This window comes from Marivita sp., from assembly GCF_017643905.1.
In the GTDB taxonomy this organism is placed as follows: Bacteria; Pseudomonadota; Alphaproteobacteria; order Rhodobacterales; family Rhodobacteraceae; genus Marivita.
Window position 1 is genome coordinate 1 of record NZ_JAEPMO010000108.1, and the last position, 16,141, is coordinate 16,141.

General features: G+C 59.3%; 15 protein-coding genes and 2 pseudogenes. 10 read left to right on the forward strand and 7 right to left on the reverse strand.

Features of this window, described 5'->3' with window-relative positions:
* The first annotated feature begins 158 nt into the window (after nt 1–158).
* Nucleotides 159–1,334, forward strand: coding sequence for a crosslink repair DNA glycosylase YcaQ family protein (locus JJ869_RS16330; RefSeq protein WP_292268635.1), 1,176 nt, complete (start codon nt 159–161; stop codon nt 1,332–1,334).
* Nucleotides 1,335–1,349: 15 nt separating this feature from the next.
* Here the strand turns inward: JJ869_RS16330 and JJ869_RS16335 are convergent, their stop codons facing one another.
* The 3 genes from JJ869_RS16335 to JJ869_RS16345 are packed head-to-tail and all read right to left on the reverse strand — an operon-like array spanning nt 1,350 to nt 3,842.
* The gene (locus JJ869_RS16335; RefSeq protein ID WP_292268637.1) at nt 1,350–2,342 is read right to left on the reverse strand and encodes an adenosine kinase; all 993 of its coding nucleotides are present in this window, start codon (nt 2,340–2,342) and stop codon (nt 1,350–1,352) included.
* Complete coding sequence (gene nth / locus JJ869_RS16340; protein ID WP_292061241.1) at nt 2,339–2,983, reverse strand: endonuclease III; 645 nt, start codon at nt 2,981–2,983, stop codon at nt 2,339–2,341. The genes JJ869_RS16335 and nth overlap by 4 nt, the downstream gene beginning before the upstream one ends.
* Before the next feature lie 49 nt (nt 2,984–3,032).
* Nucleotides 3,033–3,842, reverse strand: coding sequence for a GNAT family N-acetyltransferase (locus JJ869_RS16345; protein ID WP_292268639.1), 810 nt, complete (start codon nt 3,840–3,842; stop codon nt 3,033–3,035).
* A 129-nt stretch (nt 3,843–3,971) separates the two neighbouring features.
* Here JJ869_RS16345 and JJ869_RS16350 point away from each other — a divergent pair, with 129 nt between their 5' ends.
* The 3 genes from JJ869_RS16350 (at nt 3,972) to JJ869_RS16360 (ending at nt 6,277) form a co-directional block, all read left to right on the forward strand.
* Nucleotides 3,972–4,808, forward strand: coding sequence for a methylated-DNA--[protein]-cysteine S-methyltransferase (locus tag JJ869_RS16350; protein WP_292268655.1), 837 nt, complete (start codon nt 3,972–3,974; stop codon nt 4,806–4,808).
* 115 nt (nt 4,809–4,923) lie between these two features.
* Complete coding sequence (locus tag JJ869_RS16355; protein WP_292268641.1) at nt 4,924–5,592, forward strand: OmpA family protein; 669 nt, start codon at nt 4,924–4,926, stop codon at nt 5,590–5,592.
* Nucleotides 5,593–5,722: 130 nt separating this feature from the next.
* Nucleotides 5,723–6,277, forward strand: coding sequence for an NADPH-dependent FMN reductase (locus JJ869_RS16360; protein WP_292268643.1), 555 nt, complete (start codon nt 5,723–5,725; stop codon nt 6,275–6,277).
* Here the strand turns inward: JJ869_RS16360 and JJ869_RS16365 are convergent, their stop codons facing one another.
* The gene (locus JJ869_RS16365; RefSeq protein WP_292268645.1) at nt 6,278–6,967 is read right to left on the reverse strand and encodes a sugar transferase; all 690 of its coding nucleotides are present in this window, start codon (nt 6,965–6,967) and stop codon (nt 6,278–6,280) included.
* A 912-nt stretch (nt 6,968–7,879) separates the two neighbouring features.
* Between JJ869_RS16365 and JJ869_RS16370 the strand changes: the two genes are divergently transcribed.
* From JJ869_RS16370 to JJ869_RS16395, 6 genes are all read left to right on the forward strand, one after another.
* Entirely contained in the window at nt 7,880–8,494 is a 615-nt protein-coding gene (locus JJ869_RS16370; RefSeq protein ID WP_292268647.1) for a ribonuclease D, read from the forward strand.
* Nucleotides 8,495–8,511: 17 nt separating this feature from the next.
* Nucleotides 8,512–9,105: a hypothetical protein gene (locus JJ869_RS16375; protein WP_292268649.1), complete on the forward strand. Its 594-nt coding sequence runs from the start codon at nt 8,512–8,514 to the stop codon at nt 9,103–9,105.
* A complete protein-coding gene (gene lptA, locus JJ869_RS16380) occupies nt 9,105–9,587 on the forward strand; it encodes a lipopolysaccharide transport periplasmic protein LptA (RefSeq protein ID WP_292268656.1) in 483 nt (160 codons plus the stop codon). The genes JJ869_RS16375 and lptA overlap by 1 nt, the downstream gene beginning before the upstream one ends.
* Nucleotides 9,587–10,345, forward strand: a complete 759-nt coding sequence (gene lptB / locus JJ869_RS16385) for an LPS export ABC transporter ATP-binding protein (RefSeq protein WP_292268650.1) — start codon at nt 9,587–9,589, stop codon at nt 10,343–10,345. Before lptA ends, lptB begins: the two co-directional genes overlap by 1 nt.
* Nucleotides 10,346–10,570: 225 nt before the next feature.
* Nucleotides 10,571–11,134, forward strand: a complete 564-nt coding sequence (gene raiA / locus JJ869_RS16390; RefSeq protein ID WP_292268651.1) for a ribosome-associated translation inhibitor RaiA — start codon at nt 10,571–10,573, stop codon at nt 11,132–11,134.
* Nucleotides 11,135–11,176: 42 nt separating this feature from the next.
* On the forward strand, nt 11,177–11,641 hold the full coding sequence (locus tag JJ869_RS16395; RefSeq protein WP_292268652.1) for a PTS sugar transporter subunit IIA: 465 nt from the start codon (nt 11,177–11,179) through the stop codon (nt 11,639–11,641).
* Between the two features lie 14 nt (nt 11,642–11,655).
* Here JJ869_RS16395 and JJ869_RS16400 read toward each other — a convergent pair whose 3' ends face one another.
* From JJ869_RS16400 to JJ869_RS16410, 3 genes and pseudogenes are all read right to left on the reverse strand, one after another.
* On the reverse strand, nt 11,656–13,089 hold the full coding sequence (locus tag JJ869_RS16400; protein WP_292268654.1) for a sulfotransferase family 2 domain-containing protein: 1,434 nt from the start codon (nt 13,087–13,089) through the stop codon (nt 11,656–11,658).
* Nucleotides 13,090–13,092: 3 nt separating this feature from the next.
* Nucleotides 13,093–14,799, reverse strand: a pseudogene (locus JJ869_RS16405) (beta-1,6-N-acetylglucosaminyltransferase).
* A pseudogene (locus JJ869_RS16410) lies at nt 14,796–15,806 on the reverse strand (glycosyltransferase family 2 protein). Before JJ869_RS16410 ends, JJ869_RS16405 begins: the two co-directional pseudogenes overlap by 4 nt.
* Nucleotides 15,807–16,141 lie beyond the last annotated feature (335 nt).

Genomic DNA, 16,141 nt, shown 5'->3' on the forward strand with positions numbered 1-16,141 from the left:
AGCGGTACATTGCTGATATAGAAGCAACCGGTGATGCCGCACCGGGTACTGTGCGTCAAACCTCGGATTGAACGGCTGGAAGATCTGCACCGGAAATGGTGGGCGATTTCGATTGTGTCGCGTAGCATGTGCTGACTCGACGATGCTGCGGAGCCTGCGTGAGCCACCTCAAAATCCCGAACCGGACCGCGCGACAGGTTTGGCTTGCCACAAACGGTCTCAGTGACACGCCAACCGGCCCGCTTGATCTGGGCGCGCTGATCCATGATCTGGGTTTTGTGCAACTCGACACGATCCAGGTCGTGTCACGCGCCCATCACCATATCCTCTGGAGCCGCAATCAGACCTACCGCGAACCGATGATGGACCGATGTCTTGCCAAAGACCGGGCCGTTTTCGAACATTTCACCCATGATGCGTCCGTCCTGCCGATGGCATTCCTGCCAATGTGGCAGCGTCAGTTCCGGCGGATGCGGGACAAGGTCAGCCGGTCGTCGTGGTACGGCAAACATCTGGCGGACGATCACCTAGACCACATCCGTCGCCGGATTGCCGAGGAAGGCCCCCTTTCGACCCACGATTTCGACACGAAGATCGAAGGCGATCGCGAAATGTGGAAACGCCCGCCGCACAAGATCGGGCTGGACTACCTCTGGTATGCGGGGGAGCTGGCGACATGTCACCGCGAAGGGTTCATCAAGTATTACGATCTGGCAGAGCGCATCTTTCCCGAGGAATTGCGGACACAAGAGGTGCCGGATCAGGAGCAGATCGACTGGCTGTGCCACGCGGCTTTGGATCGGATTGTAGTCGGCACTCAGGGCGAGATCCGCAAGTTCTGGGACGCGACCGAGGTGTCCGAAGTTGCGGAATGGGCGGATCGCCATGCCAAGACACTTGTCCCTGTCGAGGTGCAATCGGCAGATGGCGGCTGGACCAAGGCACTGGCCGCTCCGGATATCGAAGACCGGATCGCTAGGTTGACGCCGCCCACGTCGCGGCTGCGCATCCTCAACCCGTTTGATCCCGCAATCCGCGACCGGGTGCGGCTGAAGCGGCTGTTCGGCTTTGACTATACGGTCGAGATGTTTGTCCCCGCTGCCAAACGTATCTGGGGGTACTACGTCTATCCGATGTTGGAGGGGGACCGTTTGGTCGGGCGGATCGAGGTCAAGGCGGATCGCAAGCAGGACACGCTCACGATCCAGAACCTCTGGTGGGAACCGGATGTACGCCTTTCTCAGCAGCGCCAGAGGAAGCTTGAGGGCGAATTGAATCGGTTTGCCCGGTTGGCGAGTGTCAGGGATGTCCTCTGGCAGGCGCCGGAGCGCTAACCCCAACTCGCCGGATCAGATCAAACTGGCGGCCTTGAACAGGTCCTGAAGGTTCGACTCCGGGCGCGGCCCTATGTGGGAAATCACCTCTGCGGCTGCAACGCAGCCCATGCGACCTGCGGTCTCCATGTCGCGACCGGTGGCAAGGCCATAGAGGAACCCGGCGGCGAACTGGTCGCCTGCTCCGGTGGCATCGACCGGGACGACCTTTTCAACCGGGATATCGACGCGCGCACCGTCACGGATGATCGACACCCCGTCACCCGACCGGGTGCACACCACCAGTGGACAGATTGCAGCAACCGCGGTCAAATCGGCCTCCAGATCGTTGTTCTGGAACAGCGACATGATCTCGGCCTCGTTGCCGATCACGTAGTCCATTTCGTTCTCGATCAGGTTCAGGAAGTCGTCGCGGTGGCGTTCGACGCAGAACGGATCGGAAATGGCGATCCCGGCTTTCCCACCGGCCGCGCGGCAGGTGCGCGCGGTGCGGATGAAGGCGTCTTTGCCCTTGTCCTTGTCGAAGAGATAACCTTCAAGGAACACCACCTCGGCCTCAGCCGCCACATCTTCGGACACGTCTTCGGGGCCAAGTTCAGCCGAGATGCCCAGATATGTGTTCATCGACCGTTCGCCATCGGGCGAGACAAAGATCATCGACCGCGAGGTTGGCAGCTCACCGCCCGGCACCGGCGGGTTCACGAAAGCGGTGCCGTCCTTTTCCATCGCATCCGCGTAGAACCGCCCCAAAGCATCATCATGCACCCGTCCGATAAAGGCGGTACGCAGGCCCAGATTGCCCAGACCGGCCAGCGTGTTGGCGACCGACCCGCCCGGCGTCTGTGTCCGTTCTTTCATGGCGGCATAGAGCGTTTCGCCGCGTTCGCGCTCGACCAGTTGCATGATGCCTTTCTGGATTCCCATCAGGTCCAGAAACGTGTCTTCGGCGCGGGCGATCACATCGACAATGGCGTTGCCGATGCCGACGATCTGATATTTTTTGGTCATTCTGTCTTGTCCTCGAATGGGCAGAGATCGCGGATCACGCAGACGCCGCATTTGGGTTTCCGGGCCACACAGGTGTAGCGCCCGTGCAGGATCAGCCAGTGATGGGCATGATGCTGAAAATCAACCGGGATATGGTCTTCGATGGCACGCTCCACGGCGACCACATCTTTGCCGGGGCAGATGCCGGTGCGGTTGCCGACGCGGAAGATATGTGTGTCGACCGCTTGGCTCGGATGCCCCCACCACATGTTCAGAACCACGTTCGCCGTCTTGCGGCCGACACCGGGCAGGCTCTCCAGCGCGGCGCGGGAATTGGGCACCTCACCGCCGTATTGATCGACAAGGATCTGGCTGAGCTTGATGACGTTCTTGGCCTTGTTGCGATAGAGACCGATAGTCTTGATGTGCTCGATGACGCCGTCTTCTCCAAGCGCCAGCATCTTTTCGGGTGTGTCGGCAATCTTGAACAACTCGCGGGTGGCCTTGTTCACCCCCACGTCCGTCGCCTGCGCCGACAGCGCTACGGCAACGACCAGCGTATAGGCGTTGACATGCTCAAGCTCCCCCTTGGGTTCGGGGTCCACCGCCTGAAAGCGGGTAAAGATCTCGCGGATCGTATGGTAATCGAGTTGTTTTGCCATCGCCGCCTTATGGCCGGGGGCGGGCACGGCCTGCAACGGAAAATTCACGTTACTTGGTCACACGACCCCCGGCCATCAGCGCCGGATCAATGGCCAGCACAACGTGATAAGGCGACGGCCCAAAGCCAAGCTGCGTGCAAAGCGCCTCGGATGGGGTGTTGCCAGTGCGGATACCGGTGAAGAATTCGGTCATGCCGTGCCGCCGATTCATCTCGTCCAGCACCACCGAACCGAGGCGGCTGGCAATGCCCTCGCCGCGTCGGTCCGGATGGGTGGACAGCATGCCCCACCAGCACAGCCCTGGCCAGTCCGACGCGGGGTGGTACATCTCGACCGAGGCCGACGCGCCGACGATGCGCCCCGAAGGCTCTGCCACATAGGCGCAGACTGCGGGCCGCTCAAGGCCGCGCATGAACGGCCCAAGGGGCAACTGCACCTCGCACATCTGGGTGACCGCATCGAGTCCGGCCATGATTTCTGTAGAGGTCTCCGGACCCACGAGGCCCAAAGTCAGGTCCTCCGTAAAGGGCCGGGCAGCCAGACGTGCGCGGGCCAGCTGGAGGGTTTCCGCGCTGCTGCGCCAATCCACGAAGCTGTCGGTTTTCAGCCCTTCGTCCTCCAGCGCGGCAAAGCGGGCGGCGACGTCCGCTTCAAGTACATGCTCGCAGGCCGAGGCACCCATCTCGCGGGCCATGGCGATCTGGCGCGACAGTGGTCCGACCTCGGGCGACGCCAGTGCCAGCGCCCGCCCGTGGGTGGCGATGGCGGGATCATCACGCAGGTCCTGCCATTTTGCCCATACCCGGGCCTGCAGAGCCTGCGAGGATGGGGGGCCAAAGGTTTCAACGGTCTTGGTCATGATTCAGCATGGCATGGCCGGGCGGCTTTCCAAAGCCAAATTGCGCAAAGCGCAAAAACCGGGTCGCGGCGGGGTTGGTCTGCGAGATATGACTGGATTAGCGAACAAAGAGGCGACGAGATGCAGACGATGAACGAAGACACCCACGGCTATCATTTCCACGTCATGCGCCGTGCGCTGGATGTGATCGACGCCAGCGGACCTGCTGTATCACTGGACGAGCTTGCTTTGGAAATGAACATGAGCCCTGCGCATTTCCAGCGGGTGTTCTCGCGCTGGGTCGGTGTCAGCCCCAAACGCTATCAGCAATACCTCACGCTGGGCCACGCCAAGGCGCTGCTGGCCGAACGGTTCACAACGCTCGAAACCGCGCACGAGGCCGGCTTGTCCGGGGGCGGGCGTCTGCACGACCTTTTTCTGCGCTGGGAGGCGATGAGCCCGGGTGACTTTGCCCGCAAAGGCGAAGGGCTGACGATCTACTGGGGCTGGTTCGACAGCCCGTTTGGGCCTGCCTTGGTGATGGGCACCGACAAGGGCCTCTGCGGGATCGGTTTCGGGGCCGAATGCACCGAGGCCGAGGCGATGCAGGATCTGACCAGCCGCTGGCCCCTTGCCTCCTATATAGAAGAGCCGGACAGGCTCGACCCTTGGGTCCGCGCCGCCTTCGGTCAGGCCGACGGTGATGTGCCGCTCTTCATGATCGGTGCCCCGTTCCAGATCAAGGTCTGGGAAGCGCTGATGCAGATCCCCTCAGGCCACGTCACCACCTATTCCGAGATCGCGGAATTCATCGGCCATCCCAAAGCCGTCCGCGCCGTGGGCACGGCAGTGGGGCGCAACCCGATCAGCTATCTGATCCCATGTCACCGCGCCCTGCGCAAATCGGGCGGATTGGGCGGCTATCACTGGGGTTTGCCGGTCAAACGCAGCATCCTTGCCTGGGAATCCGCGCGCGTAGAAGCCTGAGCCTTGCGCGGAAATGCGCCGATTATTTCACGACATCAGGGAACTTTCTGTCTATGTTATCGCATAGCAGTGCACGGACCCTTACACTCGGGCGCAGTTAGACGAGGCAAAACATATGACATTTCCCAGACTTTCCCTGACCACAGCGCTGTGCGGCGCCATCGCACTCTCAGCCTGTACCACAGGCACGTTCAACGATCCGAACGACCCCAATCGCCAAGCCAAGCAAGGCGCGCTCATCGGCGCTGGTGCCGGTGCCGTTGTTGGTGCGCTGATGGGCAACGACCCCGAAGAGCGGCGCCGCAATGCTGTTCTTGGTGCGGCCATCGGCGGTGGCGGCGGCGCAATCATAGGCAACCAGCTCGACAAGCAAGAGGCCGATCTTCGCGCGCAGATGGGCAACAGCAACGTGAACATCCGGAACACAGGCGACCGGCTCATCGTGACGCTGCCGCAGGATATCCTGTTCCCCACCGACAGCGCCACGCTGCGCCCCGACCTGCAACGCGATCTGCGCACCGTCGGGCAAAGCCTTCTGGCCTACCCGGACACCACGGTTCAGGTCATCGGCCATACCGACAACACAGGCGATGCTGGCTACAACCTCAACCTGTCGCGAGAGCGTGCGCAATCGGTTGCGAACATCCTGATAAGCGAAGGCGTTCCGTCCTTCCGCATCCAGAGCATCGGACGCGGCGAAGACCAGCCGCTTGCCAGCAACCTGACACCGGAAGGCCGGGCGCAGAACCGTCGCGTCGAGATCGTGATCCTGCCGAACGCCTGATCGCGGCATCAGCCCAAGAAAAAGGCCCGCATCCCCGTGATGCGGGCCTTTTTGTTTCTGCATGCGGATGACGGCTTGCCATCCCGGATCGCTGCGCCAAGTGTCTGCGCAACAGATCAGGAGAGTAACCATGGCAGAATTGAAGCTTGTTGGCCTGTGCGGATCGCTGCGCAAAGCCTCGACAAACCGACTTCTCATGCTCGAAGCCGTCCGGCGCTTCGGGGATGCAGAGTTCGTCGAAGGAGATCTGCGCCTTCCTCTCTATGATGGGGACGTCGAAGCAGATTCCGGCATCCCGGCCGAAGTTCAGGCCCTTGCAGATCAGATCGCTGCCGCAGACGCCGTCATCGTGGCCACTCCTGAATACAACAAGGGCATTTCAGGCGTTCTCAAGAATGCGCTGGATTGGGTCAGCCGGACCAAAGGCGCGCCTTGGGCCAATAAGCCGGTGGCGCTCATGTCCGCTGCGGCGGGTCGTGCAGGAGGGGAGCGGACGCAGAACATGGCGCGTCTGTGTCTCACGCCATTCCGGCCCTTGTTGATCACAGGGCCGGAAGTGATGGTCGCTGCGACGGCGCAGCAATGGGACGATCAGGGTCGGTTGATCAATGAACTGAATGCGAAGGAGCTGGATGAACTGATGCAGGTGCTGCGCCGTCACGCCTTGGCGCAGCACTCTGGTTGATCAGCAGCCGGTGCCCTTGGTCACGACGCTGACGGTCTTCAGCATCACCGACATGTCCTGCACAAAGTTGACCTTGCGCAGATATTCTGCGTCGTAGGTGGCGCGCTCGGCAAAGCTGCTCTCGTGGCGCACGGACACCTGCCAGAAGCCGGTGATGCCGGGACGCAGCGCGTAATAGGCCGAACCGGGGTACATCGACTGCTGATCCACCATCATCGGACGCGGACCAACCAGCGACATGTCGCCGATCAGCACGTTCCAAAGCTGCGGCAGCTCGTCGAGCGAGGTTTTGCGCAGGATTTGGCCGACTTTCGTGATCCGCGGGTCATGGCGAAGCTTCTGGTTGCGGTCCCATTCGATCCGGGCGGCAGGATTGGCGCGCATGTACTCCTCCAGCGCAGCGTCCGCGTTGGCCACCATTGTTCTCAGTTTCCACATCTTGAAGGTCTTGCCGAAGCGACCGATGCGGGTCTGCTGGTAGAAGGGCGATCCGCCGCTGCGTGCGATCAGAAGCGCGCAGATGCCGACCACCAGAAGAACAGCGGGGGCAGCCATGATCACCAGTGTGATGTCCATGAAGCGCTTGAAATAGTCACGATAGAGGCTTGTCGGTTCGGTATTCGAAAAGGCCGCGTTGACCAGAGTTTCGATTTTGGCGTGCGGACCCGGCTGGCGAATGTGAAGTGTCATTTATGACCCTGTTAACCCTACGTGTTTGGGCCGTTCACTGGGTACCAGCAGGCAAGAAAATATCGTTTGCTCACAGCGCGTTGCGATGAGCATGAGGCAGCGGACAACATGTCCGATCTTCAGATTTTCAGGCTATGTGGCAGATTTCAGCAGACGGACCCTTACACAACTCCCTAGTGGAAGCACCAACCCCCAAGTGCCTTGCGATAATGCGGCAGGATTGTGGCCTGCCAAAGCATGACCTCTTTATGACGATGCGCCTTATTTTGGTCAACTTTGGGAATGGGGGGAAACTTTGTCGTGTATTCCCAGAAACTTATCTCCTTAAGCGTGTGCGTCTGGATGTATCCAATTTGGAAAGAATAGAGCCTGTCATCACAATTTTGACCCTCTGACTAAAATGGCAGAGTCCGCTGAAACAGAAGGGTCACTGTCGGCAATCTGACACCCACTGTCTAAAGGTGGTCGTTCGAATTGGGTGTTACCCGTGTTCAAAAATGCTGCAGTTGCACGATTGACCTCACTTTCCGTCGCGTCACATCACCAGTTTTTACGACCGACAAGGAATGTTGACGTATTGGCGACAGTCGGTGTGGCACGTCAATTCGTTTAAAGTATCAAGAATGTTGCCGTTCTGGAACCAGTCCCAAAAGGCGATTGTTTCAGTATTTGGCCATGATCGAACCTCAAATGTGTCCGCGACACGCCAGCGTCGGTGTGATCACGAAGTGACATATACTGAAATATATTTGGTATAATTGATGCTATCTAAAGACAGCTTGCGACACGAATGAGACCGAATCATGTCCTAAATTTCAGAATCGGACGAAAGTGCGGCAGCTCTGCGCAGGTTGCGCCACAATCGGCTTAGGTCTATCTGCCCATCAGGTTCCATGAACAGGATGAAATGCGATGTCCCACAAAGTCCACCTCCGCGACCTTCCCGATGGTCTCGATCTCGGGCCGGAAGTCGCCATCGATTGCGAGACCATGGGGCTGCATCCGCACCGTGACCGCCTTTGCGTCGTGCAATTGTCCAGCGGCGACGGAACGGCGCATCTTGTGCAGATCGAAAAAGGGCAGACCTCTGCGCCCAATCTGGAAAAGCTGCTGACCGATCCGAACGTGCTCAAGCTCTTTCACTTCGGGCGCTTCGACATTGCGGCGATGCAGAACGCGTTTGGTGTCACCACCGCCCCTGTCTTCTGCACCAAGATCGCCAGCCGGCTGGTCCGCACCTATACGGACCGTCACGGCCTCAAGGTGCTGCTGCAGGAACTCTTGGGCATCGACATTTCCAAGCAACAGCAGTCAAGTGATTGGGGGTCCGAAACCCTGAGCCAGGCACAGGTCGACTATGCTGCCTCCGATGTTCTTTACCTGCACAAGCTGCGCGACGCGCTTCAGGCCATGCTGGAACGCGAAGGCCGGGCCGAACTGGCGCAGGCCTGTTTCGATTTCCTGCCCACGCGGGCCCAGCTTGATCTTGCCGGTTGGCCGGAAACCGACATTTTCGCCCATACCTGACCGCGCGGACATTTAAGATGTATTCGCGCCTGATCGCCTGGTTGAAGATCCTGCTTCCGCTGGGCGCGCTTGCGCTTCTGTCGACGATTTTTCTCTATGCGCGTGGTCCTGATCCCATCGCTGTCATTCCGGTGCTGACCGGAGGCGCGGATCCCACGCAGACAGAACAGATGGGCAGCCCCTTTTACGCCGGCACCACCGAAAACGGACAGGGGCTCACCCTTGCCGCGCGACAGGCAAGGTTCAGCGATGCGGAAAATTCGGGGATGATTGCGGATGACCTGAGGGCGGTCATCGACGTGAGCGATGGCAACCGCATCGTGATTGATGCGACGGTCGGTCAGATGGAAGACGGCGACCGCCTTTTGCTGCGTGATGGGGTCACTCTGGAAAGCAGTTCCGGCTATACCGTGCGCACAGACGGTCTGGATGCCGCGGTCGATCGGGTTGCCATCGAAAGCACCTCCGCGGTCGAGGCAGACGGTCCCGGCTTGACCCTATCGGCGGGAAAACTCCGGGTTGAAGAGATTGGCGATAGTGCGGACATTCAGTTGCTGTTCACGGAGGGGGTAAAGCTGGTATACATCCCGCAACAGAACGGGGCCGAATGATGATCCGAACAGTGATAACCGTCATCGCGATGGGATGTGCAACGCTTGCGCAGGCGCAGGGGACATCTGTCGCCTTCGGCACGGTCCAGCAGGACACATCGCTCCCGGTCGAAGTCAGCGCAGACTCTCTGTCGGTCTCGCAGAATGACGGATCGGCGCTGTTTACCGGAAACGTCGTCATCGGTCAGGGCGAAATGCGCCTCTCCGCGCCGCGTGTCCTGGTCTTTTACACCCAGAACCAGAGCGGGGTCGAACGGCTCGAGGCGACGGGTGGCGTGACCCTCGTTAACGGCGATCAGGCAGCCGAAGCCGACACCGCCGAATACGAGGTCAATCGCGGCACGATCCGTATGCTGGGCAATGTGCTCTTGACTCAGGGCGCCAATACGCTGGTGTCCGACAGCATGGATGTCGATCTCGAAGCGGGGACCGCCCTGATGAACGGCCGTGTGCGGACGGTGTTCCAGTCGAGCGACAACTGATGGCTGGTCCGGCCCTCTCGGTCACCCAAGGGGAAAGCGGGCTGGTCGTCCGTCATCTGCGCAAGAGCTACAAGAAACGCGTGGTGATCCGGGATGTCTCGCTCGAGGTGCATCGCGGTGAAGTCGTCGCGCTGCTGGGCCCCAACGGCAGCGGCAAGACCACATCCTTTTATGCCATTGCAGGGCTGGTGAACCCCGAGGGTGGTCAGGTTCTGATCGACGGGCAGGACGTCACCTATCTGCCCATGTATCGCCGCGCCCGCATGGGGATCGGATATCTGCCACAGGAGATGTCAATCTTCCGGGGCATGAGCGTCGAAGACAACATCAACGCCATTCTCGACATCAGCCAGCCGGACCGCCACAAACGGCGTGAACGTCTTGAAGAGCTGTTGGGCGAGTTTTCCATCGAACATCTGCGCCGTGCTCCGGCGCTTGCCTTGTCGGGCGGTGAGCGGCGCCGCGTCGAAATAGCCCGCTGTCTCGCGGCCGATCCCAAGTATCTGCTGCTGGACGAACCCTTCGCCGGGGTCGACCCGATCAGCGTCGGAGACATCCGCCATCTGGTGGCCGATCTCAAGAAGCGCGGCATCGGTGTGCTCATCACCGATCACAACGTGCGCGAAACGCTCGAAATCGTGGATCGCGCCTATATCCTGCATGACGGTAAGGTTCTGATGTCCGGATCCCCGGACGAAGTTGTCCGCAACGAGAACGTCCGCAGGGTCTATCTGGGCGACAGTTTCCGCATCGGATAATTACAGTTTCATTTGACAGAAATCATTGACAGGTGGCTGTCACAGGATTGAAATGATCCTATGGCGTTTGAAGACACAGACCGTCAAATTCTGCCTTGCCTGCCTCCCCGGCTGGACAAAGAAACACAACGGTCAGAATGCCATTTCCATTTTGCCAGAAAACGCGCCCTCCGGCTGAACCGGCGGCGTTTCCGTGCAAAACCAAAACAATAAAAAGGATATCCTATGCGTTACCAGATAACCGGCAAACAGATTGACGTTGGTGAGGCTCTCCAGACTCATACGAAGACCGAACTGGACGCGATGCTGGGCAAGTATGCCGGTCGCCCGACCGACGCGACCGTTGTCTTCTCAAAGAGCGCCCATGAGTTTGTTTGTGAGGCAGTGATTCATCTGTCGACCGGTTTGAACGCCTCCGCCAAGGCGCATGCGACGGAAATCTACGCAGCGTTCGACGCGTGCTGCGAAAAGATGGACAAGCAGCTGCGCCGCTACAAACGGCGCCTGAAAGACCACCACAAGGACCGTACGGAACCTGTTGAACTTTTTGGGGCGTCCTCGTATATTCTCGCCAGCGAAGTTGACACGCATGACGACGAACCTGAATCATTGCAGCCCATAATCGTCGCAGAGATGGAAACCAAGATTCCGTCGTTGACCGTGGGTGAGGCGGTGATGCAGATGGAGTTGGCGGGGCTGCCAGTGTTGGTGTTCCGAAATGACAAAAAGGACGGTGTGAACGTCGTATATCGTCGGGAAGATGGAAACATCGGCTGGATCGATCCATAACGAAGGTATACGGGCCGGCAGCGTCCAAACAACGAGCAGTACATGAAATTTGCAGACCTGTTGAATTCCAAAGCCGTGAAGGCTGTGACCAGTGCATCCAGCAAGAAACGCTTGATGCATGATATCGCCGATATCGCAGAGTCAGCCTATGGCATCTCTGCTCAGCGTGCCGTTGAGGCGTTGCTCGAACGTGAAAGCCTTGGCCCGACCGGTGTGGGCCACGGCGTCGCTCTGCCACATGCCCGGCTTGATGGTGTCGAGGCGGTTGTCGGTGTGTTCATGCTTCTGGAAAAACCGCTCGATTTCGAAGCGATCGATCGTCAGCCGGTGGATGTGATCTTTGCGCTGTTCGCACCCGAGGATGCAGGCGTCGAACACCTCAAGGCGTTGGCGCTGGTATCGCGCACCCTCCGCGACAAGAGCTTCTGTGCAAAACTGCGGGCCAATCCCGATCCCGCCACGCTGCACACCATCATCACAGAAGCCGCTGCAGTTCAGGCAGCCTGACATCGCGCACCCGCTCAGGCGGGTGCGTTGAAATCCGAAAATCCGAACATCATGTAGTCGCGCGGATAAGCGTCGCGGCACAGCTTGTCCAAGCCGCGCTCATGGATCGCGGCAAGACGTTCTGCATGCGGGTCCGTCACTCCCGTCCATTCGGGCGCCGAGGTGAGACCCAACGTCTCTGCAAACCGGGGCAGGGCAGAGGACAAGTCGCTTTCCCGAAGCAGGCTGTCCGGAAGGCAGAACTCGGACATGCCCTGAAGGCAGGTCACCTGGCTGGCCCAATGCGCATCCACCCGGATACTGGTCTGACCGTTTAGGTTTGACCGCAGGAACGTCAAAAAGCCTTCGAACGCCGTCTTGTGCGCGCGCAGATCATATCCGGGATCGTTCGGATCATCCGGCAGATCGATTCCATGCGACCGCACAAGCTGCTGCCGGATTTTTGCGAAACTTCCCGGTCCGGTGTTCAGGATCTTGTCGCAGAACGCGGCATGCGCGCGGGCCAGCGGGTGCCGCAGCACGGTAAAGCGATGATGTCCGGGATGATCCTGCAACCAGCTGCGCAGGGACTTCTGGTTGAAGTCGCTCACCAACTCTGACCCATCCCCGTCAAGTGCTGACATCCACGCTGTGACGGTCTGCTCCGGCCCCGACCGGATCGGCAGGTACATCAGCGGATGGCGCGCGCAGGCCACGTAGGACGGAACCACGGGGCCGCGTCTTGGTTCGAAATTGGGCGTGCGCGTCAGATCGAAACGATCCAGCGTCCGCAGGGCGACTTCCATCTGGCTGTAATTCGCCACCTTGTCGGACAGAGGTTGCGGATTTTGCGGCTTGAGGTTGGTCTGAAACCCCTCAGGTTCCGCCGCAGCGCCCAGCCATCGGGCCAGACCGCTTAATACTTCGGTGTCATGCAGATCGTCATAGCCGATATAGAACGCACTTTGACCCGTCACTTGCAGCGCGCGCATGATCTCGAGTTGAAACGCTTGGGTCCGGCCCAGATGGCGTTCGAACTCGTGCAGATCGAAATGCGCCTGTGCGACCTTGCGGTTCCTGACGTTGGTCAGCTTCCACTGGTCCGTCGCCCGCGCAATCTTGAGGCTGATGTAACTGTCGAGCGGGTTACGCGTCAGGACAATCTTGGCACAGCGCGGATCCGAAAGGATCGGAGCAAGCACCCGGGGATCATGGTCGTGGAAATACCGGAACCCACCCAGCCCGTCCGTCTTGTCCCGGATCGTGCGCAGCAGACGGTCCGGATTATCCTCGCGCTGTGACTGTGTGATACCCAGAATATCGGTGCTGTTGGGATAGCCGATGAAGTTCGGATTGAACGCCTCGCCGTGGCAGGTGATCCCGGCAATCTGGTTCAGGTAGTCTTCCAGCAGGTTGGAGCCGGTTCGCATTTCCGCAAAGACGACAAACAGATCAAATCCCGCAACCACGTGTTACTTCTTCACCAGGTAAGGGCGCGGACGGTCCGCACCCCGAAAAGTTGCTTGCGCGATTGGGTCGGCCGGGAAATCGCCCATGAGATAGGGATGCATCCCCTGGTTTTTCAGGTTTTGCAGGAATTGCCCGAACCCGGTCAGATCGACCATTTTCGGCGCCTCGGTCAGGCGCCGGGTGGGCTGCGTTCCGATTTCATCCACGATCACCTGGATCGCCTCCATCGGGCTTTCGATGAATTCCGCCATCGTCCAGATGCGCCGTCGGCATTTGGAATAGGGCGACCGCAGCGCATCCAGCATTTCGGTTTCGATCTTCTGCAACTGCGCCGCCTCGCGCCGCAATTCGGCAAAGCTCCGGTTCGACTGGAACAGCGGGATCGCCCACGCACCAGAGATGACCGAGACCTGCGCATTGGGATCCTTCGCGATATCCCAAACAACGTGCCGCGTGCTGCTTGGCCCAAGCTGGAAGCACTGGCGTTCACCGCGCGTGTTCCACAACAGGTTGGTCAGGAACATCTTGGTATCGTAGTCGCGCAACGTCGCATTGTCCGACAGTGCGCCGTTCATCACTGTCTGACCATCGGCAAAATGCGCCCGGTCCGGGGCAAACAGATGCCCATGCACCCGCGCGCCCGTCACCTGTGCCAGCCACGGCTCAAAGTCAGAGAAGAGTTCGGTGAACCCTTGAAACACCGAATACTTGGCGGCAGTGACCCCGTTCTCCCAATCCTCATTGGGAAACCGGCTCTGCATGTAAAGCCCGGGCCGCCCACGTGTCCGCCGATCCACCGCCTTGGCAAAGATGCGGTCGATCTTGCCGGGGTTCGGTTCCTGCAGGCTCAATTCGCCGGGTTTGGGACTCAGGAACGTCTCATAAAGGCGATCCGCATTGTGCTAGATCTTGCGCGCCACAAAGCAATCCGACCGCCGCAGCAATTGCAGGTGATCATCATAGAAGATGTGCGGCTTGCCCTGAAAATCGAACTTCGACAGGGTCAGAGACCGGCTGACGATGTTGTTGGAATAAAGCCGCGCGAGCGTCTGGAAATAGCTCTCATCTGGAATCCAGACATGGCGGAAATAGCGGTCATAGACCTTGCGCTTGGGGTCTTCGAGGATCGACGCCAGCGTCTGCCGGGTCAGGCACCACCACTGGCTTCCCATATGCGGTGTCAGACCGTCCGGGATCTTGCGCTTGTATCCGACCTTGCGCTGCAATTCGACGAAGCGGTCGAACAGATACCGGTTGCGCCGCCACGAGAACGGGAACCGCATGGTAAACCGCTCTTCATCCAACCCACCCACGGTCCAAGGCACATCTGCCGTTGTCGCACTTTCGATATGATCGGTGCGCGGACGCGCCTTGAGATAGTCGATCAATTCCTGAACCGGGCGCAGCGGCAGGCACGACCCGGACGTGAGGTAGACATGGCTCACCTCTTCGAACTCGGCCAGCATCAACTCGCTGGCATCCTGGCTCGCGGCCACCAGCCCCCATGTGCCCCAATCGCAGCGATGCCGCCGCGAAAAACGCACGAAGGGATCATCGCTCAGCCGTTCGGTGAAAATCTTGTACCGCTTCGCCGACACCACCTGATCCACATGGATCACCACCGGACAGCCCGCCTTGGTCCAGTGCCGGGCCACCTGTTCGGCCCGGTGCAGCGCGGTGTGCGCCAGCATGACGATCCCGATGCTCATGCCCAGTTGCCCATCGACATGAGGCCCAGAATCTCAAGCTGTCGCCAGTTGATGTATTTCTCGGACCATTTGCACCAAAGTTCGGGATTGTCCTGCAGCGCATTGGCATAGGCCACGTATTCCAAGCTGCCCGCGTAATGCTCGCGGCGCTTGAGTTCTTCCATGGCCTTTTCGTTGAACGTGCTTATGAACTTGGTGTGGAGCAGCGCACCCGACGCTTTCTCCCCGCCCCATTCGTCGTAAACCTTGTTCAGACCGCGCGGCAAAAGCATGTGGGTCGAACTGGCATAGGCATACCGGTGATGCCATTTCACCAGCGGGATCTTGTTCAGCGCAGGTGCCGCTTCGGGGCGGTCGGCAAAGAACACACGCGCCCGCGGCCCCCCCTGAATCCAGAGATTGCCCAGAAGGTGATTGCGCTTCAGCGTGTAATTCCCGGAATCGAATCAAGCCGCGATTTCAAGCGGGTTCTGACCCACCTGATACGGTACGGCGTCGATCCGACCCTTGGGATACATGTCCAGCAGCATCGCGCTGAACGACCGGATCGACGACGCGTCCAGCCAATCCGTCAGCGCGGGCAAGGGGCGCGAGTCGCAGAACGGGTAGACAAAGAATTCGTCTGGATCGACCGTCAGGCACCAATGCTCATGTCCGTAGCGCCGCAACAGCCAATTCATCCAGTCCATGCCGAACCGCGAGCGCTTGTAGCTGTTGCGGCTGTGCCAGACAGACACATCCGGTTGCTGCGCCAGCAATTCGGCGGTGCCATCGGTGCTGTCGTTATCGACGAAAAAGAAATGGGAGATCCCCATCTCGCGGTAGTATTTCAGGAAATAGGGCAGGCGAATGCCTTCGTTCCGCACGGTGCAGAACAGCAGGATATCAGTTTTCCGGATCAGATCGGTGCGATTGGATACAGGTTTCAGTTCGCGGCGTTTGCGAAACGCGCGGAACCTCCAGCGTTTGCGCTGAAGTCTCAAACCGTATCTTTGCACCACTCCCAAGAGTCAGCTGCCTGTCATTGTGGACACACGCCACACGTAGGTATCAGAGTGATGTGAATAGTTGGTTGAAATGTTCCTGCCAAGTTGGGCTCTCTAAAGACATAACCCCGTACCTTTCACCGCTCCGATCCCGACGTCTTTGCGCCAGTTTTTCGATTTCTTGCCGCCAAAGGTAGCAATCCGATTCGCCTGCGTAAATAGTCGACCTTGAACAAGGCAATTCAGGCTGTGACGGGTGTGTATAGCGGCTGATTGCGGGGAGCTTTGGTTTCCAAATTTTGGATTGCGTTGAGAATAGCAGCGAGCAGATAGACCAAAAGAGACCTGAGATACCT